The following is a 22,226-nucleotide window of genomic DNA, read 5'->3' as shown; positions in this document are numbered from 1 at the left end:
GGCCGTACCGGGACGAGCCTGGGCCCCCACCCGCTGAGGGGTATGACCCGGATACGCGGCAACGGGGCACTGGGATGATCTTGAAGCCTCCGCCTCCAGTGCTCTCCCGCTCACCGTACTGATCGTGATGTGGCCGGCGAGCCTCGTTCACCTGGCCTGGCGTCCGGCCGCCCGACGGCGCGGCCGGACGGGCTCACCCTTGCGCCGGCGCCCCGACAACAACTACAGAGGTCGTCTCCCGTGGGGCTGACACGCCTCACGTGCATGCCCGCCGGACCTACGCAATCCCGCGATGATGAGCGCATGGACGTCACCGAGGTACTCCTGCCGGGGGTCGGGCTCCGCTACGAATTCACCAACCACGAGGGGGACCGCGTCGGCATCGTCGCGGGACGGGCGGGCGATTTCGAACTGGTCGTCTACGCAGGCGGTGACCCTGACGAGGCCCGTCCCGTGGTCCGGCTCAACAGCGAGGAGGCCGATACGGTCGCCGAGATCCTGGGGGCCCCGCGTATCGCCGAGCGGTTCGCCGATCTCACCAAGGAGGTGCCCGGACTGCAGTCGGGGCAGGCCGAGGTGCGGGCCGGCAGCCCCTACGTGGGTCAGCCGCTGGGCCACACCAGGGCGCGGACCCGTACCGGTGCCTCGATCCTGGCGATCGTCCGCGGCAAGGACGTGATCGCCTCACCGGGCCCGGACCAGGTACTCCGAGCCGGTGATGTGCTGGTGATCATCGGGACCCGCGAGGGGATCGCAGGCGTGGAACAGATCGTTCAGGGCTGAGCGTGCAGACGCCCATCACGCTGCTGTTCGAGCTCGGGATCATCCTCGCCGCCCTCAGTGTGCTCGGTGCCGTGGCACGGCGGTTCTCGCTGTCGCCCGTCCCGCTCTACCTGCTTGCCGGTCTGGCCCTCGGCAAGGGAGGCATCGCCCCCATCCCCGCCGCCGGCGAGTTCGTAGAAATCGGAGCCGCCATCGGCGTGGTCCTGCTGCTGCTCACCCTCGGCCTGGAGTTCTCCCTCATCGAGTTCACCGCCAGCCTTCGTCGGCACGTGCCCTCTGCCCTGGTCGACCTGGTGCTGAACGCCGCGCCGGGCGCGGTGGCCGGGTGGCTGCTCGGTCTGGACGGCATCGGCATCCTGGCGCTGGCCGGCGCCACGTACATCTCCTCCTCCGGGATCGTCGCCCGGCTCCTGGCCGACCTGCGCCGACTGGGCAACCGGGAGACACCGGCGATCCTCTCCGTGCTGGTCATGGAGGACTTCGCCATGGCCACCTACCTGCCCCTCCTGGCCGTCCTCGCCGCCGGCGGCCCCTGGTGGCAAGCCGCACTCGGCGTCCTCGCCGCCGTCGGCGCCGTCCTCGCAGCCTTCGCCGCCTCCTACCGATGGGGCCACCACCTCGGCCGACTGCTCTCACCCCCCGATGCCGAACAACTCATGCTGCGGGTGCTCGGCCTGACCCTGATCGTGGCCGCAGGGGCCGAACTCATCCACGCCTCCGCGGCGGTCGGCGCCTTCCTCGTCGGACTGACCCTCACCGGCGAGACCGCCAACCGCAGCCGCGCCGTGCTCAGCCCTCTGCGGGACCTGTTCGCCGCCGTCTTCTTCCTCGCCATCGGGATCTCCGTCAGCCCGGACGACCTGCTGCCACTCCTGCCGGCCGCCCTCGCACTGGCCGCGGTCACGACCGTGACGAAACTTGTCACCGGTCACTACGCCGCCTCGCGGGAACAGGTCGGACGCCGCGGTCAGCTCCGGGCCGGAACCGCCCTCATCGCACGCGGCGAGTTCTCCCTCGTCATCATCGGCCTGGTCGGCACGATGCACGACAACCTCGCCCCCCTGGTCACCGCCTACGTCTTCGTCCTCGCCATCACCGGCCCGGTCCTCACCCGCTTCGCGGGTGCCTTCCCCACCGCCAAAGCCCGCACAACGGCCAGCAGTACCCAGTGATGATGTTCGTTCGGGGGCCGGGAGGTGCGGAAACCTCCTGAACTGCGGCGCACCGGTCCGTGGTGGGGCCGGTGAACGGCGCCGTGCGTGTGTGGATGAGGGTGAGGGGCACTTCGCTGTTCCTGTCGCCCGGACAGGCAGCAGCCTGGCTCCGGGCGCATGACGAGCGGACGGCTGAATCCGGCGTCCTCGCACCGAGCCGGTCGCTTCCGCGCATGGGGCATCGTGATGTCCGCAGCCTCACCGGCGGCATCATCGCGTGGTGCGCCGTCGGTCAGCCGATGGAAGGCTCCTCGGGATGGACCGGCTCGGGCCGCGGACTGCTCCACCGTCTCGCCGTCTCGCAGAGCTTCCAGGAACACCTGGGCCCGGGCCGAGGTGGCTCCGTTTGAGGCGTTGTCATGAGCGGGAGGATGCATGGCGCCGGTGCGGGTGGCGCTATCGCTGCGCTTTTCCTTTCGTGGATGATCTAGCCTGGCGCGAGAGCTCCGGCTCATGGCTGGCGAAAATGGGGCAGATGCCGTGGGTTTCGTTGTCGTTTGAGCTCGCGGATGCGCCTCCTTCCGGCCAGTTACGCGGCCGCGGAGTCACCCGTACACTTAGGGTCGCCTAAGTATGTGATCACCGAGAATCCCGTCACGCCGGAATGGATGCCATGACATCGGAATGGATGCGATGACAGCCGCCACGACAAGCAGCCCGAGAGCCGCCCTCGTCGGCCGCCGAATAGGTTGGACAACGGCGGCCGTTGTCGCGCTGCTGCTTGCGGTGCTGCTCAGTCTTGCCGTCGGAGCCCGCCAGATCGCCCCGAGTGAGGTCTTCGATGCCTTGCTGCACGACGGTACGAGCGAGGCCGCCGAGATCGTACGGTCGCTGCGGGTGCCCCGGACCCTCGTCGGCGTGCTGGTCGGTGTGGGTCTGGCCCTGGCCGGCACCGTGATTCAGGGCATCACACGCAACCCCATCGGCGACCCCGGCGTGCTGGGCATCAGCCAGGGGGCCGCGGTGGGTGTGGTGCTGGCGATCGCGTTCGCCGGGGTGCACACGCTCGCCGGTTATGTGTGGTTCGCGTTCGTCGGTGCCGGAGTCGCGTCGGTGGCCGTCTACGCCGTCGCCTCCAGCGGGCGGGGCGGGGCCTCGCCCGTGAAGCTGGCGCTGGCCGGCGCGGCCATCAACGCACTGCTCATTTCCGTCATCCAGGGCATGCTGACGACGGACGCCGCGTCTCTGGACGAGTTCCGCTTCTGGCAGGTCGGCTCGATCGCCGGGCGGAGCGCGGAAGTGGCCGGTCAGATCTGGCCGTTCCTTGTGGTGGGCGTGGTACTGGTGCTGTCGGTGGCGCGAGGGCTCGACGCCCTGGCGCTGGGCGACGACGTTGCCAAGGGGCTCGGTCAGAACGTGGCGGCCGTACGGATCGTGGGCGGCATCGGTGCGACGGTGCTGACCGGCGTCGGGGTGTCGGCCGCAGGGCCGATCGCCTTCATCGGCCTGGCCGTTCCGCACATCGCCCGCGCGATCGTCGGCAGCGACCACCGCTGGGTGTTGCCGATGGCGGCCCTGCTCGGCCCGGTCATGCTGCTCGTGTCGGATGTCATCGGACGGATCCTCTTCCCGCCGGGCGAGGTGCCGGCGGGTGTGATGACCGCCCTGATCGGTGTGCCGTTCCTGATCGTCATGTGCCGCCGCAAGGCGGTGAGCGCATGACGTCCTCGCTCATCGAGGGCCGGGCGGCGGGCGCCTGCCCTGACGGGTACGGGCTCGTGAGACGCGAACGCGCCTCCTTCCTCGTCCACAGGCGTGCCGCGGTGGTCGCGGGTGCCTTCGCCGCGCTCACGGCGGCTGTCTGCCTCGCGTATCTCTGCCTCGGTGAGAGGTACGTCGAGCCGGGCGAGGTGCTCAACGCGCTGGCCGGCCGGTCGTCGACGGCCGATTTCGTGGTCGGCGAGCTGCGACTGCCGCGGATGGTCCTGGGGTTGCTGGTCGGTGCCGCCTTTGGGGTCGGGGGTGCCCTCATCCAGACCGTTGCCCGCAATCCACTGGCCAGCCCCGACATCATCGGCGTCTCCCAAGGGGCCAGCGCCCTGACCATCGGCGCCCTGACGTTCGGTGTCGGGTCGTTCGGCGTGCTGCCGTATTTCTCGGTCGCGGGCGGGGTGATCGCCGCGGTGCTCGTCTACTTCTTCGCGTGGCGTGGTGGTCTGCAGGCGGCGCGGTTCGTGCTCATCGGGATCGGTGTCGCCATCGCACTGCGGTCCATCGTCCATCTCTTCATCACCAAGGGCGACTATCTGGTCGCCCATCAGGCACAGGTGTGGCTCACCGGTTCACTCAACGGGCGCGGCTGGGACGAGGCCGCACCGCTCGGCTGGACGCTGCTCGCCCTGGTGCCCTGTGTGGTCTGGGCCGCACGGGCGCAGCGCAACGTCGCCTTCGACGACGACACCGCGACGTCGCTGGGCGTGCCGCTGCAGCGGACGCGGTTCGGGCTGGCGCTGCTGGGCGTCTTCCTCGCGTCGGTGGCGACGGGTGCGGCCGGCCCGGTGGACTTCGTGGCCCTGCTCGCTCCGCAGATCGCCCGCCGGCTGACCCGCACGGCGCAGATCCCGCTGCTGTGCTCGGCGCTGCTCGGTGCGCTGATCGTGGTGGCCGCCGACCTGCCGGCGCGGCTGCTGTTCGCGCCGGTCGAACTGCCCGTGGGTGTCCTGACGGCAGCTGTCGGCGCGCCGTATTTGATCTGGCTCATTGTGAAAGACCGCAGCATCCGCAGCCGTACTGGAGGAAGAGCGTGACCGAGAGCAGGCTGACAGCCCGCGACCTGACCCTGGCCTACGAGGAACGCACGGTTGTCGAGGACCTCGACCTGGACATCCCGCACGGCCGCGTCACCGTCATCGTCGGCCCGAACGCCTGCGGCAAGTCCACGCTGCTGCGTGCCCTCGGACGGCTGCTCAAACCCCGGCGAGGAGAGGTGCTCCTGGACGGTACGGCGCTGGACCGGACACCCACCCGTACGATCGCGCAGTCGATCGGGCTGCTTCCGCAGACGCCGGTCGCGCCGGAGGCGATCACGGTCGCCGATCTCGTCGCGCGCGGCCGCCAGCCGCACCAGCGCTGGTGGCAGCAGTGGTCGGAGGAGGACGAGCGGGCGGTCACCGGCGCCATGGACCGCACCGATGTGACCGCCCTCGCCGCGCGGCCCGTCGATGAACTGTCGGGCGGTCAGCGGCAGCGTGTGTGGATCGCCATGGCGCTTGCGCAGGAGACCGATCTGCTGCTTCTCGACGAGCCCACCACGTACCTGGACATCTCCCACCAGGTGGAGGTGCTGGACCTGGTCCGGCAGCTCAATCGGGAGCGCGGCCGGACGGTTGTCGCGGTGCTCCACGACCTCAACCAGGCGGCGCGGTACGCCGATCACCTGGTGGCGATGAAGGCCGGGCGCATCGTCGCGCAGGGACACCCCTCGGAGATCGTCACGGTGGATCTGGTGCGTGATGTCTTCGGTCTCGCATCGGTTGTCGTACCGGACCCGGTGACCGGCAGCCCGCTGGTCGTCCCCGGCAGCCCCTGGCAAGAGAAAGCCGAGGAAGCCTCCGCCGCAGCAGACGCCTCCGCCGCGGCAGCGGTCTCGGCAGAGGTCGGCTGAATTCTTCAGCACTCTTCAGACTCTTCGGAACTGTTCAACCGTGCATTCGCGTTCGCGCGAGCGGATACCCGTTCGGTGTGCAGGCGGGGGCGAAGTCGGGCGTATCGCCGCGTAGTCCGAGTTGTGATGTTGACGGCCTTGCCCAGGCTTTTTTGTAAGGTTAGCTTTACCTAAGTTCACCCCCCGCGCCGACAGTACAACCGTCAGGAAAGGCTCTTCCCTCATGGCCCCATCCCTCAATCGCCGTGCCGCCGCTCTCGCCGGCGTTGTCGTGCTCGCCGTCACCGCCACCGCATGCGGCTCCGGCAAGGACGACGCCAAGTCGGCCGCCGAGGGCGGAAAGCACACCGTGACCACTGCCATGGGCAAGGTGGAGGTTTCCGACAGCCCCAAGCGTGTGGTCGTCCTGGACACCGACGCCCTCGACTCGGCCATCACCCTCGGTGTCAAGCCGGTTGGTGCCGTCACGTCCGAGGCCGGCGCGCCGATGTCCACCTACCTCCCCAAGGACCAGATCAAGGGCATCAAGAACGTCGGCCTGATCATGGAGCCCAACCTGGAGGCGATCGACGGGCTCAACCCGGACCTGATCATCAGCAGCAAGGAGCGCGACGAGAAGAGCTACAAGGAGCTGTCGAAGATCGCGCCGACCGTCTTCACCAAGACGACCGGCCCCGACTGGCGGAAGAACTTCGAACTGCACGCCGACGTGCTGGGCAAGAAGGACAAGGCGAAGAAGGTCGTCGCCGCGTACGAGAAGCACATCGCCAAGGTGACCGACGCCCTTGGCGGGGCGGACAAGGCCGCCAAGACCAAGGTCGGTTTCGTGCGCTTCATCGAAGGCGCGGACACCCGCCTGTACATGAACGACACGTTCGTCGGCAGCATCCTCAAGGACCTCAAGGTCGGCCGGCCCGCCAACGTGGACAAGACCGGCTTCTCTCTCGACATCAGCCCCGAGCGGATCAGCGAGGGCAACTCCGACGTCATCTTCTACTCCACCTACGGTGACCCGGCGAAGGCCAAGGAGACCAGCGTCACCGGCGGCAAGCTGTGGAAGAGGCTGGACGCCGTGAAGAACAAGAAGGCGTTCAAGGTGGACGACAGCCTGTGGATGCTCGGCATCGGCTACACCGGCGCCAACCAGATCCTCGACGAGATGGAAAAGAGCCTCAAGTAACGGCGGTACCGGACACGACGACTGCGGCCCTGGCCACGGAACATCCGTGGCCAGGGCCGCAGTCGTTGCGGAGGCTCAGCACGTCACAGGCGTTCGAAGCCGCGGACCCGCTCCCAGTCGGTGACCGCCCTTTCGAAGGCGGCCAGCTCCGTACGGGCGGCCTGTGCGTAGTGGCCGACGACCGCCTCGCCGAACACCTTGGCCGCGATCTCGCTGTTCTCCCACCGGTGCAGGGCCTCGGTGAGCGTGCCGGGCAGCCGTGGCACCGACGGATCGGCCAGGGCGTTCGCGGTGTGCGGCGCCGGGAGGGCGAGACGGTTCTCGATGCCGTACAGGCCGGCGGCCACCGCGGCGGCGACGGCGAGGTAGGGGTTGGCGTCCCCGCCGGGCACCCGGTGCTCGATCCGCAGCGAGTGGCCCGAGCCCACGACGCGGACCGGGCAGGTGCGGTTGTCCCGGCCCCAGGTGATGCCGGTCGGGGCGAAAGCGCCCGGCTGAAGGCGCTTGTACGAGTTGATGTTCGGCGCCATCAGCAGCGCGAAGTCGGCCAGACAGGCGAGCTGACCCGCGACGAAGTGATGCATCAGATCGGACATGCCGTCCTCCGCCGCCGGGTCGGCGAGGGCGGCAGAGCCGTCCGTGCCACGCAGCGACAGGTGGATGTGGCAGGAATTGCCCTCGCCCTCGTCGTACTTGGGCATGAAGGTGAGCGCGACCCCTTCCTGAGCGGCGATCTGCTTGGCGCCGTTCTTGAAGAGGACGTGGTTGTCACAAGTGGTCATCGCCTCGTCGTAGCGGAAGACGATCTCGTACTGGCCGGCATGGACCTCTGCTCGGGCCGTTTCCATGGTGAGCCCGGCGCGCACCATCTCCCGGCGGATACGGCGCACCACGGGCTCGATCCCGGCCAGTCCCTGGAGGGAGTAGTCCACGTTGTAGGCGGTGGCCGTCTCCAGGCCGTGGTAACGACGGTCCCATGCCTGACGGTACGACTCGTGGAAGACGAGGAACTCCAGCTCGGTGCCCGCGAAGGCGGTCAGCCCGCGCTCGGCGAGCCGGTCGAGCTGGGTGCGCAGTACCTGGCGCGGGGCGATCTCGACGGCCTCGCCACCCGGCCAGACGGCGTCGGCGAGGACGAGCGCGGTACCCGGGTCCCAGGGGAGGGTGCGCAGCGTGGCCGGGTCGGGACGGAGGACGAAGTCACCGAAGCCGCTCTGCCAGGCGTCGATGGCGTATCCGGGACCGGTGTCCATCTCGACGTCGGAGGCGAGCAGATAGACGCAGGCGCCGAAGCCTCCCCCTGACTCCGTCGGGGGAACCCCCAGCCCGACCACCTCGTCCAGGAAATAGGGCACGGACAGGCGGCTGCCCTGGAGCCTCCCCTGGAGGTCCGGGACGCTGACGATCACTTCCTCTACGCGTCCCTCCTCGGCGTCGGCGCGCAGTCGCTCGTACGGCGAGGTGGTCATATCTGCTCCTGAGGTTCCTGAGGTACGCCGGTTGCGACGGCGAGGGGGTTGGCGAGGGTGCCGTGGACGACGTCGAAGCCCTCGTCCTTCTCGGCGCGGTCGTGGAAGCCACCGCCGAGCAGCTGTTCGCGGTTGAGCGCCACCCGGTCGAACTCCGGGGCGAGCAGGCCGAAGCCCTCGAAACGGTCGGCCAGTTCGGGGAAGCGGGCGTGGTAGCGCTCGATCTCGGCGCGGACCATGGCCCAGAATTCCTCCTCCGGAACCCCGAGGTGCTCGGCGGCCAGCGGGGCGAAGAACCGGAAGTGGCCGGCGAAGATCGCGCTGAGCAGCGAGTGGGCCAGCTCGCCGGCGGGCCAGCGCAGCAGCAGCGCATCAGCGCGCTCGGACAGGCCCGCGTACTCGGGATGGCTGCCGGGCAGCAGATTGACGTCCTCGGCGAAGTCCTTGACCGCGATGCCGATGGGGGTGTCGGAGGAGTCGTAGAGGACGACGGTGTTCTCGCCGTGCGGGCAGTACGCCACGCCGTACCGGTAGAGGTAGTGCAGCAGTCCGGGCAGCAGGGCGCGGAAGAAGCGGTCGAGCCAGGCGCGTGGGGCGAGCCCGGACCTGTCGACCAGTTCGCTGACCAGAGCGCGGCCGTCGGATCCGCTCTTGAGCAGTGCGGCCATGGTGCGGGCCCGCTCGCCGTCGCCCAGCAGCGCAGCGACCGGCTCCCGCCAGACCGCGCCGAGGAGTTCGTGGTAGCGGTACGGGGCGTCCTTCACCGACTCGTACAGCGGATGGTGCACGGCCACGCCCGCCACCTCGCCCAGCGGGTGGAAGCGCAGCTCGTCGCGGAGATACGGGTCGGCGTCGCGGACGGCGTGCAGCCAGGCGCTCACATCGGGTGCGGCCTCGGTCGGCTTCGTGGACAGGCCGCGCCAGACGAGGGTGTTGCGGATGAACAGCGGCACCTTCACATTGCGGCGGTGCGGGTGGTCCAGGTTCGCCAGGGTGCGGATGGACTGAAGCGGCCGGTAGCGGTCCGGGCCCACACCGAGCAGCACGATCCGGCCGTCGGCGAGATACGGGGCGAAGAGCGTCGCGACGGCCTCGTCCCAGTGGAAGGGGTGCACCGGCAGCCAGCAGAAGTCGGCGGCGTGGTAGCCGGTTTCGGCGCACGTTCGCTGAAGGGTTGTCGCGAACCGCTTGCGGGTGACCTCGTCCAGCTCCTCGGTCAGCAGGGTGTCCGCGTCGAGACCGGGCACACCGGAGTAGGAGCCGAGACTGCTGTGGACGCCGGCCCAGAACAGCTGCACCGAACCGGCTGCCTCAGGTGCGTAAGAGGCGGCGTCGGAGGCGGAGAAGCCCAGCCGCCCCTTGTTGAGCAGCATGCACGGATGGCCGTCCTGATGCGCCTCCAGGTCGAGGTGGTCCAGATCGGCGAGTTCGGCCGCGGGCAGGGCACGGGAGATGACCTCGGCCTCGGCCCGCCGGGTGGCGGTGAGTTCGCGCAGCACCTCGGCGGTGGTGGGCCCGTCCCATCCGAGGGCCGGGCGGGCGTCGAGCAGCAGCTGCTCGGGGCCGGCCGTGCCGCCGGTGGGCGCGGGGTGCCGCCGCAGGGTGCCGGGCACGAGCCGCCAGGTGCCGAAGGTGCCGCGGGCTGCCCGGAAGGTCCAGTGGATACGGTCGGCGAGGTCCAGCCGGTACGCGTCCGGGGCGCCGGCCGACGCGTCGGGCTCGGGGACGAGCAGTTCCTCGTACGCGAACTCTTCCACGGCTTTGACAAGTAGCCGTTCGCCCGCCTGTGCCCAGGCTTCACGTGTGGTGCGGTTCATCGATGCTTCTCCTCGGAGTGCGCGGGGGAGGCGGGGGCTGTCAGGGCAGGCCGGGGACCTGGGGATTCCGGGGCGGTCGCAACCGGCCCGGCCTGCCTGGGAATGGCGGGCCTGGCCGCCCCGGCCTCGGACACGGCGGGATCGGGCGTGGCCGATGCCGGGGCGGCTGCGCTTCGAGTGCGCCTCAGGGACAGGGCGGCGGCGCCCATCTGTACGGCCGCGGCGACCGCAAGCGGCAGCGCCAGGTCGTAGGAGACCGCGGCGGTGGCGGCCAGCGGTGCGGCCAGCAGACCGGCGGAGCGGGCGGTCTCCACGGCGGTGAACGCCGGGCCCTTCGTGCCGGTCGCACGGAACATCCGCAGCTCGACGGCGACTTGGCCGAGGCCGAGCCCGACGCCGAACAGCAGCCGGCCGCCGACCAGCCCCGGCAGGCCGTCGGCCAGCCATGTCCAGGCCAGCCCGGCCGCGCCCACGGTCAGAGCCAGCGGCAGCAGCCGGTCACCGAGCAGGTCGTAGCAGCGGCGTACCGAGGGAAGCACGGCCAGCGCGGAGACACTGGGCAGGAAGAACAGCACGGCGGACCCGACCGAGCCGCTGCCGAGGCTGTCGGAGAACTCGGTGAAGAAGGGGCGCGACACATTGACCGAGAAGTCGAACGCGACCCCGATCAGGGCGGCGTAGGCGAGCATCATGAACCACGAGACACGGCTCGAAGAACGCGCGCTGGGGGCGGCTGCCGCGCCGGCGCGGGCAGGCGCCGCTTCCGATGCACCGTCGGCGGCGGAGCCGTCGGTCTTCAGGTCCGGGCGTCGGCCCAGGATCCGGTACGTGACCACGGCCAGGAGGGTGTCCAGGACCGCGAACGCCGAGATGCCGATGCGCGGTTCCGGCAGCGAGAGGACTCCCGCGCCCACCATCGTGGAGACGACGACGGACAGATGGAAGACGACCACCAGAGTGCAGACCCCGGCCAGCCGGGCCCGCTCGCCGCCCTCCGATTCGTCACCGTGCTCGGCGATGAACGCCGGATAGGCCAGCAGCAGGGCGCTGTTGGTCGTCACGATGAGCGTCGACAGCACCGTGTACGCGGCATAGCTGGGTGCCAGGCCGAGGAGCAGATCGAGAACGGCGGACCCGCACAACCCGGCCAGCACCAGCTTGTGCAGTGACCAACGCCGGGCCGCCAGCCCCCACAGGGGGAGGGCGGCGAGCCCGACGATGCGGCAGATCCAGATGTACAGCCCGGTAGCTTCCGGATCCTCGATGCCGTACAGCCGCTGGAACAGCTGGGGGAGGAACGGTGTCAGTGCGGTCTCGGCGACCAGGTGGAGGCCGATGACGGAGATGAGCACGGTCTTGGCGTGGCGCGCCGTTCCCCCCGGGGCCGGCGCGCCGGTCTTCTCCACGACCGTCATCGCGGCGTACCAGAGGGCGTGGTGGCAGTCTCGTCCGGAACCGGGGCCGCGGGTTCGACGGACGCCGGAACCTCCGGTGCCCCGAAGGTCGTGAAAGCCTGCCGCGGGGCAACGGGCAGTACGCTGCGCCCAGCGGCGGTGTTGAGGATGGTCGCGGCGCGCCAGGCGCCGAGGGTGAGGTCGGGGGCGCCCACGCCGTGCGTGTGCATCTCGGCGTTCTGCACGTAGAGCGTGCCGGAGACCCGCGGGTCGAGCGCGACCCGGTACTCCCCGTCGACTTGGTAGCGGCCCCTGTCGTCCCAGTCGACCAGGTCGCCCATCGACTCCAGGAAGGCCGGACGGGAGGCGGCGTAGCCGGTGGCGGAGACGACGGCGGAGGTCCGGATCTCGAAGAGCGTGTCCTGCTGCTGAGTCCGGCAGGTGAGCAGATACCCCTCGCCGTCGGCCTCCGCCGCGACGATCTCCACGCCCGGCTGCAGGGTGGCGCGCGGCTCGCCGCCGCCGATGGTGCGCTCGTACAGCTCATCGTAGATCTCGCCCAGCGTCTCCTCGCTCACGCCCTTGTAGAGCTGCCACTGCTCGCGCACCAGCCGCTCTCGGGTGGCCTCCGGGAGGTGGCGGAAGTACCGGATGTAGTCCGGGGTGAAGTGCTCCAGGCCGATCTTCGAGTACTCCATCGGCGCGAAGGCCGTGGTGCGGGCCAGCCAGCGGACGTACGGGCCGCCCTGGCCGTCGCCGTCCTGGTTGCGGAGCAGATCGAGCGCGACCTCTGCGCCGGACTGGCCCGCGCCGATGACCGTGACGTCGTCGGCGGCGGAGAGCCGCGTCCGGTAGGTGCGGTAGTCGGCGCTGTGGAGGATGCGACCGGTGTGGCAGTCGGTCAGCAACGGGCGCAGCGGCTCGGGGACGACGGGGTTGGTGCCCACGCCGAGCACGACCTGACGGGCCAGGACGCGGGTCTCGGCGCCTGAGGCGGAGCGGTGGACGACAGCGAACGCGTCAGCGCTCTCGTCCCACTCCAGCGCGGTGACTTCGGCGTCGAAGCGGCACGAGGGCAGCCGCTCGGCGGCCCAGCGGCAGTAGTGGTCGTATTCCCGGCGCGGTATGTGGAAGCGCTCGGAGAAGAAGAACTTGAACATCCGGTCGTGGGAGCGGAGGTAGTTCAGATATGACCACGGGCTGGTCGGGTCGGCCATGGTGACCAGGTCGGCGAGGAACGGCACCTGAAGTGTCGTTCCCTCCATCAGCAGTCCCGGATGCCAGGAGAACGCCGGCTTGGCGTCAAGGAAGAGGGACCGGAAGCCGGGTACGCCGTCCGCCAGCGCGGCCAGGGACAGATTGAACGGGCCGATGCCGACGCCGACCAGGTCGTAGGGGCGACTGTGGTCGGGGGAAGACGAGGGAGCGGTCACCGCTGGGCCTCCGTAAGAGGGTTGGGGAGATCGATGTAGACGGACTGGGTGTGCACGTCACCGACGAGTTCGTCGAGTCCGTCCACGCAGGTCAGGTAGTTGCCCTTGCAGCGCAGCACGGGCGCGTCGAGCAGCAGGTCGAGCAGGCCCTTGGCGGTGGGCTCGGCCGTACGCAGCCGCTCCAGCGCGCCGCGCAGTACGCGCAGCAGGCGGCCCTCGTCGGCCAGTTGGAGCGTGCCGAATGCTCCGACGAGACCGAGCAGGTTGTTGATGCCGAGGTAGTAGGCGACCCGCTCGTCGACGAAGGCGTCGTCGAAGACCAGATCGACGCCGTCGGTGGCGCCCGGCAGGAGGCGCTCGATGTCGGCGGTGCGGGAAGCGGCCAGGTAGTAGCCCTGGCTGTCCCGGTACCAGCCCGCGCGGGGCAGTCCGTGCGCGTCGAGGGCGACCAGGGTGTTCTGGTGGTGCGGCTCCAGGGCGATGCCGTACCGCGCCTGAAGGCGGATCAGGGGAATGACCAGCACCTCCAGATAGCGGGCGAGCCAACGCTCCGACGCCTCGGCCACCGGGACACCGAACGCGCGAGCGGCGCGCTCGGCCGCTTCACACAGCAAGGCGCGGTGCCGCGGCGGGGTGCCGTCACCGGGACCCGTCCGCTCGGCCAGCAGACCTGCCACGCACAGCCCTTCCGGCGCGCCGTCGCCGCCGCCCCGGAAGGGGTTGTCACGGATCGCGGTCTCCAGTCCGGTCTCCGGTCCGTCGGTGCCGACCGACACCCAGGCGAAGTCACGCAGGATGCCGAACTCCGGGTGCTCGGCACGCAGCCAGTCCGCGGGGCCCGCGGCCAGCAGCTGTGCGGCCCGCACGCCGAGACGCATCTCACTGCGCAGGTTGTTCCGCCGGGAGTTGGTGATCCTCATGCCGAGGGACAGTTTCAGCATCACCTCGGCGTCCGGCCGCTGCACGGTCCGCACGGAGGAGGTGGGATACCAGGCCGGTCCGGCCGCGCCGAGCGGACGCAGCAGTCCGGCGTCCACAAGCGCGGCGACCTCCGGACGGGCCAGGACCTCGCGGGCCTGCCACGGGTGGGCGGGCACCGGCACCATCCCGTCGGGCACCTCCAGCCCTGCGGCAAGCGGCCGCAGCAGCTCCGCGGGAGAACTGCCGTCCGCACTCCCACCGACGACGACGTCGGGGTGGGCGGCGAACCAGTGGAGCGGGAACGAGCCACGCAACTCGGGGGAGTACGCGTCCAGCTCGGCGTCGGACGCCTCCTCGCGGCTCTTGGGCGCGGGATGGAAGGGGTGGCCGAGCAGCAACGCCTGCTCGCTGTCGAGGAACGGCGTCGGCCCTCGGCCGTGCTCGCCCTCGGCGCGCCGGCGGGCGAGGTGCGTGGCGGTGCGCCGGGCGGAGTCCAGCACCCGGGCGGTGGCGTCACCCCCGTGGTGCGGGAGCACACCTCGGCCCAGCGTGGTCTCCCGGATCAGCCCGGCGGCCACCAGGGCCGCATCGGCCGGGACACCGTGGCTGTCCTCGGTGGTGGCCACGCACGGCGCACCGAACCGGTGCCAGCCGGTGGGCGACCGGTACCGCACGGGCACCGACAACGTGAGCCGGCTGGCCGGCAGATCCAGCAGGAGCGCCTGGCCGGTCGGCGGGACCTCGGTTCCGGTCTCGCGTACGTAGGCGCGCAGCAGCGTCTCCATGGCGGCGGCGTCGCCGGCGCGCAGGGCGTCGGCGGCGTCGAGCGGGTCCGGGCCGGCTGCGGGGGCCGCCAGCGTGTCTGCGGGCGTCACCGCCGCTGCCGACTGCCCGACATCGTTGGGCCGGTTCACTGGTTCTCCTCCTCGGCCTGGCCCGCCGCGGCGACAGCGTGAAGCAGCCGCTCGACCTCGGCGGCGGTGGTGTGCGGGTTGAGCAGTGTGAGCTTCAGGCGGACCCGGCCCGGCCCCTCGCCCGGGAGCTCGGTGCGGCCGACGACCGCCCGCCCCTCGCGCAGCAGCCTGCGCCGCAGCGCCGCGTTCACCTGGTCGGTGTGTGCGGGATCGGCGCCCTCGGGCAGGTAGCGGAAGAGAAACGCCGTCAGGACGGGATCGGCGTGCAGCTCCAGCCTGGGATGTGCCCGTACCGCCTCCGCACCGCCGCGCGCCAGCTCGTGGCAGGCGTCCACGAGTTGGCCCAAGCCCGCACGCCCCAGGGTGCGCAGCGTGACAGCGATCTTGAAGACGTCGGCGCGGCGCGTGGTGCGCAGCGAGAGGCCGAGCAGGCTGGGGTAGCTGGCCTCCTCGTCGTCCTGCGGGTTGAGGTACACCGCGCGTCGTGCGAGGGAGGCGTAGGTCTCCGCCCGCCGGACCAGGAAGATGCCCGCGGCGACCGGCTGCCAGCCCAGCTTGTGCCAGTCCAGGGACACGGAGTCGGCCAGCGCGATGCCGCCGACCAGCGGGGCGAGTTCGTCGGACAGCAGGGCACCGCCGCCATAGGCCGCGTCCACATGCAGCCAGGCGCCGTGCTCGGCGGCCAGCGCCGCACAGGTGCCCAGCGGGTCGATCGCACCGGTGTCGGTCGTTCCGGCGGTGGCCACGACGGCCACCGGCACCTCACCGCGCGCGACGCAGTCGCGGAGGGCGGTCGCCAGCGCTTCAGGCTTCATCCGCAGCTCGTGGTCGACCGGGACGGGGATGACCGCGTCCTCGCCGAGGCCCAGGAGGGCCGCCGACCGTTGCACCGAGAAGTGCGCGGCGGCGGAGGCGAAGATCCGCGGACGGGGACCGGTGCCCGGCACGCCGCTCAGCTCGATCTGACGCGCGGCCGCGCGGCCGAGCACACGGTCGCGGGCGAGCATCAGGCCCATGAGGTTGGACTCGGTGCCGCCCGAGGTGAGCACACCGGCAGCCTCCGCCGGGTCGTACCCGACGAGCTGCGCCAACTCCTGCAACAGCAGGGTCTCCACAGCGGTGGCGGCGGGCGCCTGGTCCCAGGAGTCCTGGGAGGGATTGAGCGCGGAGACGGCGAGATCGGCTGCGACGGCGACGGCGAGCGGCGGGCAATGGAGATGCGCGGCGCAGGACGGGTCGGCGGGGTCGGCGCTGCCATGGGCCAGGAGTTCGGTCAGCCGGTGCAGGGCGTCATCGCCGTCGGCCTCGGCGCATACCCGCTCGACGTCTGCGGCCAGTTCCTGGGGCGTCCCGGCGGGAACGGGGCCCCCGCGCCGCACAGCGCCCTTGGCCAGCGCCTCCAACACGGTCTGGACCAGCGGCTCCAGCGCGCCGGGGCCCTGCCCGCCTCCGGAGAGCGCGGTCTGCCGGATCCCCGTGCCTGAGGCCATGGCACCGGGGAGCAATCCGGCCACGGCCTCGTCGAGAAGACCGGTCTCCACCGGGGTGGGTTCAGGCGCGAGGCTCAGTCCCCCGCGTGACGGCATGCCGGCGGTTTGCCCCGACGCGGTTTCCCGGCGGTGCGCTTCCAGGCTGTGGATCTCGCCCGTCATGCCTGCACCCCCGTGAACTGCGGTGCCGTCACCGTGGTGATGGCGTCGGCCAGCCGGTCCAGCACCGCATCGGCCTGCTCGTCGGTGATGACCAACGGCGGCAGGAGCCGGACGGTCGAGTCGTGGCGACCGCCCAACTCCACGATGAGGCCCCGGTCGAGGCAGGCGGCCCGCACCTGCCTGGCCAGCTGCGGTGCGAAGGGCCGGGCACCGCACGCGTCGGGCTCGCCCTCCGGGTCGACCAGCTCGACGCCGATCATCAGGCCGCGGCCGCGGACGTCGCCGATCGTGGGGAGTTCGGTGCGCAGGCCCTCCAGCCGCGCCGTCATCCGGGCGCCGACGGTGGCTGCCCGCTCGGCCAGTCCCTCCTTGGCGACGTGCTGCAGGGTGGCGGTTCCGGTGGCCATGGCCAGGGTGTTGCCGCGGAAGGTGCCGGTGTGGGCGCCGGGCAGCCAGCCGTCGTAGTCCTCGTGGTAGACGAGCACGGCCAGCGGCAGGCTGCCGCCGATCGCCTTGGACATCACCATGGCGTCCGGCACGATCCCGCTGTGCTCCACGGCCCAGAAGGCGCCGGTGCGCCCGACCCCGGTCTGCACCTCGTCGACGATCAGCGGGATCTCCCGCTCCGCGGTGATCCGCCGCATCTCGCGCAGCCAGGCGTCCGGGGCCGGTACCGCGCCGCCCTCGCCCTGCACCGCTTCGAGGATCATCGCGGCGGGCGGTACGACGCCGCCGTTGGGGTCGTCCAGCAGCCGTTCGGTGTACTGGGCGGACAGTTGCGCTCCGCCCTCCCCGCCGACGCCGAACGGGCAGCGGTAGGAGTACGGGTAGGGCAGCCGGGTCACGTCCGCGGCGATCCCCGGCACCGGCTGCTTGGTGGTGACACCACCGGAGGCGGCCAGGGCTCCCGCCGTCATGCCGTGGTACGCGCCGGTGAAGGCGAGCAGCCCCCGCCGCCCCGTGGCGGTCTGCATCAGCTTGAACGCGGCCTCGACCGCGTCGGTCCCGGCGGGCCCGCAGAAGTGGATGCGGGCCTTGTCGGCGAAGCTGCTGGGCAGAGTGGCGAACAGCGCGTCGGTGAACTCGTCCTTCTCCGGGGTCGCCAGGTCCAGGACGTGCAGCGGGGCACCGCTGCTGACGGTCCGCTGAATGGCCTCCAGCACGACGGGGTGGTTGTGACCGAGGGCCAGGGTGCCGGCGCCGGACAGGCAGTCGAGGTAGCGGCGGCCGTCGGTGCCTTCGATCGTCATGCCCTGAGCACGGGCCGGGACGATCGGGAACGAGCGGGCGTAGGTGCGGGCCGAGGACTCCCGCGCCCGCTGACGCTGCAGGATGGCATCCGCTTTGCCCGGGGGATGATCGAGGTTTGGGTGGTCGGTGGGGTGCACAGTCATGACGTACGGCTCCAGGGGGCGGAGGGGAGGGAAGCGAGCGGGCGCCGAGGACGGGCGCGAGGGCCGGCGCGGCCCATGGGACTCACGCCTCAGACCAGGAGGCGGTCGGCGACGGGGTGGCCGAGGAAGCGGTGCATGGCGAACTCCCAGCCGTAGGAGCCCGCGTACGGGAAGACGACGAGGTCACCGGCGCGTACTCGGTCCACGTGGACGTCGCGCAGCAGGGTGTCCTCAGGGGTGCACAGCTCGCCGACGACGGTCACACGGGTGTTCTCGGCCGCCGGGCGGTGGCAGTCCTCGGTCCAGTTGTCGACGGGAAGTACGGCGATGTTGTGGACGATGTCCCAGGACGTGGGCAGCTGGAAGTGGTTGATGCCGCCGCGCAGGACGACGAACGCCTCGCCGTAGGACTGCTTCACGTCCGTCACCTCGGCCGCGTACCAGCCGCAGTCGGCGACCAGGAAACGGCCGGGCTCCAGCACGACCTTCACCCCGGCGGGGACGTCGACCTGACAGGCCAGCTCGCCGAAGCGGACGATGTCGAAGGGCTTCTCGCCCTCGAAAGCGACGCCGATGCCGCCGCCGATGTCGACATGCCGCAGGTCGACCCCGTTCTCCTGGGCGGTCCGCACACTCCACTCCACGCACCAGCGCAGATACGCGGCATGCGCCTCGGCGTCGAGGTTGTTGGACGCCGCGTGGATGTGAAAGCCGATCACGTCCAGGCCGGGCAGCCGCAATGCCTCGCGCAGCACCTCGGGCACGTCGGGCTCCGCGACCCCGAACTGGGCGGGAACACCGCCCATGTGCAGGGAACCGGTGACCGGGATGCTCGCGGGGTTGACGCGAAGCGCCACCCTGGCACGGACGCCTTCACCCACCGCGATCCTGCTGATCCGGTGGAGCTCCAGCAGGCTCTCGGCGTTGATCGCCTCAACTCCGGCGCGGACCAGGGCAGTGAGGACGGGGACGGACTTCGCGGGGCCGGCCGCGACGACGGGTATCGGGGTGCCCCCGGTCACCGGCTTTGCCGGGGCGGCGAGTTCGAGCTCCGAGCAGGACGCGACCTCGAACCCGTCGACGTGCGGGGCGAGCGCCTCGACAATCCCCGGGAAGGAGTTGGCCTTCACGGCGTAGTAGACGGCTGCCCACTCCGGGAGCGCCGTGCGCAGCTCGCGCGCACGCTCGGCGGCGACCGCGCCGTCATACACATAGGCCGAGACCGGCGTCCCGGCCTGCGTCAATTCCAGCAGCCGTTGACGGACCGTGCCGGGGAGCACGTCCAGGGGATAAGCGGATCGCGGGGCTGCGGAGGGCGGCAACTCAATGGACACGGCTCTGCCTCAGGTCGGGGTAGGTCGGAAGGTGGAAAAGGAATGTCGAAGCGTTCAGCGGCGGCCGAGCTCGCGCACGATCATCACGTGCGGCCGCCACCCGGGGTACGGTGCCATCCGGCCGATCGGCCTGAACCCGTACCTGGCGTAGAGGGCGATCGTCACGTCGTTGTCCGCGGCCACAAGGGCCGCGGCGCGCTCCTCCCGCCGCTCCGCGAGAAACGCCTCGAACAGCGAGACCGCGGTACCGGAGCGCCGCCATGACGAGCGCACCAGCAACTCGCACACGCCTACCGTGCGGTCCGGATACTCACGGCGGAACTCCGCCCCAGGGTCCGGCGTCAGGCCGTCCCACCACAGCGAATCGGGCGGCAGGGTGTATCCGTAGACGAATCCGGCCACGTCATCGCCGTCCAGTGCGGCCACCAGTGCGAAGCCGGGGCGCTCCGCATGCCGCATCAGGCGGTCCGAGATCGGTGGGTCGCAGTGGTCGGCAAGCCCCAGCCCCTCGGCGTAGACGTCCTCGTAGGCTCGTGCCCACCGTTCCGGATGCGCGGCGACGGCGGCTCCGCCGTGGTACTCGATCGCCAATCCGGTCGGCGAGCCCATGGGTTTGGGCGTGATGGAACTGATCGAACGAGGCACGGTCCCTCCGAGGGAAACGGAGTCAGGCGGCCACATTCGGCCACAAACGCTTAGGTGAGCCTAACCTAATGCCTCGCTGGCTTGTTTCCAACACGGCTGCCCGCCCGTAAGTCCCGCTCACCCCCTTTGTCCGACCTGTTGGGGCGCACCGACCGAGCAGGGACGGCCGACTGGTGGTCCGTCACGCTCAAGGGTCGAGGTTAGCCACCCCTCGCCGTTCCGCCGTGGCGGGATCACCTCCCGCTTGTACGTCGCCGTCCCGGACTTCTGCTGCGACCTCGAATACTTCAAGGACCTCGGCCTGCGAGGGCTGCGACCGGGCCTCCCGGGCGGGCGGCCGGGTGTGACACATTCGCCCGGCGGCGCCGCAGCGGGAAGGGCCATCGTTATCGGCCGCGCGGTGCCTTGATGTCCGCGGTCCCCCGCCCCAAGTCGCCGTGCGAGGCGCGGGCGGTCCCCAGCCGGCCGCCCGCGCCATTGGCGTCATGGCAACAGCACACCAGTGGGCGAACGCTGCGCCTAGCCGGCGGGTTTCGCCTCGCCGCCCCTGCACGCTCTTGCCGGGCCCCGCCGCGGCCTTCTTCCGCTCTTCCCGTTCATGACGCCCGCGGTCCGCTCCGCCTGCCTTGCCGGCCTGTTTCTCGGCCCGCTTCTGTGCACCGGGGGCCTTTTCGGCGTCCCCGCCCTGCGGGAGCACGGTCACCGGTGCGGGGCGCCGGGGGCGCTGCTGTTCCGTAGCTCCGGCGGGCTGCGGACCGGAGGTACGGCGGTCCGCGTGAGTGGCGGACGGGCGTGCGGGGGGGCGCGGATTCGGTGGTACGGGGCGGAGGGCCTGCCTTTCCGCCGGTGCCGGGCAGGAGGGCATGGCCCACGGCGGTCGAGGCCGCGCACAGTGCGGCCGCCGCGCCGGCGAGGGCGGCGGCACGGCGCACACGGCCGGTCCGGCGGCAGATTGCCGGGCTTGATGTCGCGGTGCACCACCCCGGCGCGGTGCGCGGCTGCCAGCCCGGCCGCGGTCCGCGCCTCCTGGCGGAAACGTTCCACCGCATCGGGTACCGCCGTGCGGTCCAGCAGCAGTTTGACCGCGACCTCGCGGTCCAGCGTGGTGTCCTCGGCCCGCCATACCTCGCCCATTCCGCCGCGGCCCAGCACCTCCAGCAGCCGATACCGGTCTGCGGTCAGCACGTACGCACACCACCCTCTGTGGGACCCGACACCTGAACGATGGCTCAGGGCATCCACGAGCGGAACACGCACTGTCAATGGCTCATGGGCGTGTGGGGCCGGCGCGGGCGGGGCCGCAGAGGGAGGTGGCGCAGCCCGCGCCGGGTGGCGGACTCGCCGGCACGGGGGGAACCGTCGGATCCGCGTGCGCCGATGACCAGTCGGCTACTTCTACTGCGCCACCGGTTGATCGTTTGTCACACCCGCACGGCCAGGCGTCTGGAAGAGTGCATATGACGGAAGAGTGCAAATGCCTGCGTATATGGGATGTATCGCTCGGTCGGGTAACGCGGCGGCATGCTGCGACGCAGAACTGCATACGGGCGCGCGCGGTCGCCCCCGTATGCGATCACGGCCAGAGTGACTCCTGTGGGGGGTGGCCACCCTGGCCGTGCTCGCTCCTTCCTGCTGTCGAGGCGCTGCGTACGTCAGATCGCGACTCCCATGAGCCACATGCGCGAATCTCCACCCGTAGACGATCAGTACAGCGGCGGCCGTGGTGGTGGTCGTGGTGGCAGCCGTGGTGGCACCGCCGTAAAGCGGGCGGCCCTGGTCATCCACACGATTGTCGACATAGCCGCCGCGTTCCTGGGGCTCTGGGTTCTGCTCTTCCTGCTCGACGCGAACCAGGGCAACGTCTTCGTCCAGTTCGTGAAGGGCGTGGCGGACCCGCTCGCCTGGTGGGCGCGGGACATCTTCACCATGGACACCGAAGGGCTGCGCGTCGTCCTCAATTACGGTCTGCCTGCCGCGATCTATCTGCTCGCCGGACACCTGCTCGCCGGGCGGATGCGCCACCTCTGACCCAGCCCGGACGCCGGGCCGCGGTGCAGCGGCGCTCCGTACTCCCGGCCCTGCCGCAGCGGCTGCGGCTGCCGGTCGGCGGCCTGTGCGGGGGGCCTACCGCAGACGGGCCCGCGCGCGGGAGCGACAGTGCGATGACAGCGGCCCCTGTCGGCGTTCTGCCGGTGGGGGCCGCTGCGGTGTCCGGGCCGCATCACACCGTCAGCGGCACCGGGTGGACCTCGTCCGCCTCGTGACCGGCACGCTCGTGCACGCGCTGCACGGCCTCGGCCGAGGGGGCCTCGGCCGAGGGGGCCTCGGACGGGCAGTAGACCTGACCGGACTCGGGGTCCGCCCAGGTCCGTGTGAAGTGGACGTTTTCCTGGCTCTCGACCGCGAGGTCGGCTCTGTGCGCCTCCTTGCCCTGATTGACCTTGACACGGTGACAGGGCCTTCACTGCTTGC

The 22,226-nt window shown here is 71.0% G+C and carries 18 protein-coding genes and 1 pseudogene; 8 read left to right on the top strand and 11 right to left on the bottom strand.

What is annotated here, in order from left to right; all coding sequences use genetic code 11:
• Window positions 1-303: 303 nt before the first annotated feature.
• The 7 genes from K9S39_RS09290 (at window position 304) to K9S39_RS09260 (ending at window position 6,781) form a co-directional block, all read left to right on the top strand.
• Window positions 304-783: a cation:proton antiporter regulatory subunit gene (locus K9S39_RS09290; protein WP_248862847.1), complete on the top strand. Its 480-nt coding sequence runs from the start codon at window positions 304-306 to the stop codon at window positions 781-783.
• Between the two features lie 2 nt (window positions 784-785).
• Complete coding sequence (locus K9S39_RS09285; RefSeq protein WP_248862846.1) at window positions 786-1,955, top strand: cation:proton antiporter; 1,170 nt, start codon at window positions 786-788, stop codon at window positions 1,953-1,955.
• A 215-nt stretch (window positions 1,956-2,170) separates the two neighbouring features.
• Complete coding sequence (locus K9S39_RS09280) at window positions 2,171-2,347, top strand: hypothetical protein (RefSeq protein WP_248862845.1); 177 nt, start codon at window positions 2,171-2,173, stop codon at window positions 2,345-2,347.
• 283 nt (window positions 2,348-2,630) lie between these two features.
• Entirely contained in the window at window positions 2,631-3,659 is a 1,029-nt protein-coding gene (locus K9S39_RS09275) for a FecCD family ABC transporter permease (protein ID WP_248868670.1), read from the top strand.
• Window positions 3,656-4,744 (top strand): FecCD family ABC transporter permease, encoded by a 1,089-nt coding sequence (locus K9S39_RS09270; protein WP_248862844.1) that lies wholly within the window; start codon window positions 3,656-3,658, stop codon window positions 4,742-4,744. Before K9S39_RS09275 ends, K9S39_RS09270 begins: the two co-directional genes overlap by 4 nt.
• Window positions 4,741-5,601 carry an ABC transporter ATP-binding protein gene (locus K9S39_RS09265; RefSeq protein ID WP_248862843.1) on the top strand — a complete coding sequence of 287 codons (861 nt, stop codon included), beginning with the start codon at window positions 4,741-4,743 and terminating at the stop codon, window positions 5,599-5,601. Before K9S39_RS09270 ends, K9S39_RS09265 begins: the two co-directional genes overlap by 4 nt.
• A gap of 223 nt (window positions 5,602-5,824) precedes the next feature.
• Window positions 5,825-6,781 carry an ABC transporter substrate-binding protein gene (locus K9S39_RS09260; RefSeq protein WP_248862842.1) on the top strand — a complete coding sequence of 319 codons (957 nt, stop codon included), beginning with the start codon at window positions 5,825-5,827 and terminating at the stop codon, window positions 6,779-6,781.
• Between the two features lie 83 nt (window positions 6,782-6,864).
• Here the strand turns inward: K9S39_RS09260 and K9S39_RS09255 are convergent, their stop codons facing one another.
• The 10 genes from K9S39_RS09255 to K9S39_RS09210 all read right to left on the bottom strand — a co-directional run bounded on the left by K9S39_RS09255 (window position 6,865) and on the right by K9S39_RS09210 (window position 20,939).
• Window positions 6,865-8,250, bottom strand: coding sequence for a glutamine synthetase family protein (locus tag K9S39_RS09255; protein WP_248862841.1), 1,386 nt, complete (start codon window positions 8,248-8,250; stop codon window positions 6,865-6,867).
• Entirely contained in the window at window positions 8,247-10,067 is a 1,821-nt protein-coding gene (locus tag K9S39_RS09250; RefSeq protein WP_248862840.1) for an IucA/IucC family protein, read from the bottom strand. The genes K9S39_RS09255 and K9S39_RS09250 overlap by 4 nt, the downstream gene beginning before the upstream one ends.
• Entirely contained in the window at window positions 10,064-11,482 is a 1,419-nt protein-coding gene (locus K9S39_RS09245; protein WP_248862838.1) for an MFS transporter, read from the bottom strand. The genes K9S39_RS09250 and K9S39_RS09245 overlap by 4 nt, the downstream gene beginning before the upstream one ends.
• Window positions 11,479-12,894: a lysine N(6)-hydroxylase/L-ornithine N(5)-oxygenase family protein gene (locus K9S39_RS09240; protein ID WP_248862837.1), complete on the bottom strand. Its 1,416-nt coding sequence runs from the start codon at window positions 12,892-12,894 to the stop codon at window positions 11,479-11,481. The genes K9S39_RS09245 and K9S39_RS09240 overlap by 4 nt, the downstream gene beginning before the upstream one ends.
• The gene (locus K9S39_RS09235) at window positions 12,891-14,729 is read right to left on the bottom strand and encodes an IucA/IucC family protein (protein ID WP_248862836.1); all 1,839 of its coding nucleotides are present in this window, start codon (window positions 14,727-14,729) and stop codon (window positions 12,891-12,893) included. Before K9S39_RS09235 ends, K9S39_RS09240 begins: the two co-directional genes overlap by 4 nt.
• The gene (locus K9S39_RS09230) at window positions 14,726-16,219 is read right to left on the bottom strand and encodes a pyridoxal phosphate-dependent decarboxylase family protein (RefSeq protein WP_248868669.1); all 1,494 of its coding nucleotides are present in this window, start codon (window positions 16,217-16,219) and stop codon (window positions 14,726-14,728) included. The genes K9S39_RS09235 and K9S39_RS09230 overlap by 4 nt, the downstream gene beginning before the upstream one ends.
• 158 nt (window positions 16,220-16,377) lie before the next feature.
• The gene (locus tag K9S39_RS09225) at window positions 16,378-17,775 is read right to left on the bottom strand and encodes a diaminobutyrate--2-oxoglutarate transaminase (RefSeq protein WP_248862835.1); all 1,398 of its coding nucleotides are present in this window, start codon (window positions 17,773-17,775) and stop codon (window positions 16,378-16,380) included.
• 89 nt (window positions 17,776-17,864) lie between these two features.
• Window positions 17,865-19,055, bottom strand: coding sequence for an alanine racemase (locus tag K9S39_RS09220; RefSeq protein WP_248862834.1), 1,191 nt, complete (start codon window positions 19,053-19,055; stop codon window positions 17,865-17,867).
• Window positions 19,056-19,163: 108 nt separating this feature from the next.
• Complete coding sequence (locus tag K9S39_RS09215) at window positions 19,164-19,754, bottom strand: GNAT family N-acetyltransferase (RefSeq protein ID WP_248862833.1); 591 nt, start codon at window positions 19,752-19,754, stop codon at window positions 19,164-19,166.
• A 699-nt stretch (window positions 19,755-20,453) separates the two neighbouring features.
• Window positions 20,454-20,939 carry a hypothetical protein gene (locus K9S39_RS09210; protein WP_248862832.1) on the bottom strand — a complete coding sequence of 162 codons (486 nt, stop codon included), beginning with the start codon at window positions 20,937-20,939 and terminating at the stop codon, window positions 20,454-20,456.
• A 492-nt stretch (window positions 20,940-21,431) separates the two neighbouring features.
• On the opposite strand from K9S39_RS09210, the gene K9S39_RS09205 reads away from it, so the two are divergent.
• Entirely contained in the window at window positions 21,432-21,782 is a 351-nt protein-coding gene (locus K9S39_RS09205) for a hypothetical protein (protein ID WP_406707896.1), read from the top strand.
• Between the two features lie 193 nt (window positions 21,783-21,975).
• Here K9S39_RS09205 and K9S39_RS09200 read toward each other — a convergent pair.
• Window positions 21,976-22,188 (bottom strand): annotated as a pseudogene (locus K9S39_RS09200) (nickel-binding protein); the annotation flags it as partial.
• Window positions 22,189-22,226: the final 38 nt, after the last annotated feature.

It is taken from the genome of Streptomyces halobius, from assembly GCF_023277745.1.
GTDB classification, from domain to species: domain Bacteria; phylum Actinomycetota; class Actinomycetes; order Streptomycetales; family Streptomycetaceae; genus Streptomyces; species Streptomyces halobius.
The sequence above is the reverse complement of the archived record's forward strand: the minus strand, read 5'-3'. Positions and strand labels throughout refer to the sequence as shown.